We start from the raw sequence: 233 nt of genomic DNA on the forward strand, positions 1-233 counted from the left end.
TCGTTCGTCGCAGCCAACGGATCAATATCAAAGGTTGGCGCAAGAGTATCGATCACTCCGCCATTTTCTGTGTCGCTAGCGGTATTGCCGGCGGCATCGGTGACGCTGGCATCAACAACAAAAGCGCCTTCTGCAAGCGGGGTCGGTACATCCACCGACCAACTGCCATCAGCCAACACAGTGGCAGTTAAGGTTTGTATATCGCCATTGGCATCGGTGACCGTAATGCTCAC

Annotated in this window: 1 protein-coding gene; it reads right to left on the reverse strand. The window is 54.1% G+C overall.

From position 1 onward, the window contains the following. On the reverse strand, positions 1–233 hold a 233-nt coding region (locus tag H5154_RS24365), incomplete at both ends, for an Ig-like domain-containing protein (protein WP_259398607.1).

This window comes from Pseudoalteromonas sp. SR44-5, assembly GCF_014163675.1.
Taxonomy (GTDB): Bacteria; Pseudomonadota; Gammaproteobacteria; order Enterobacterales; family Alteromonadaceae; genus Pseudoalteromonas; species Pseudoalteromonas rhizosphaerae.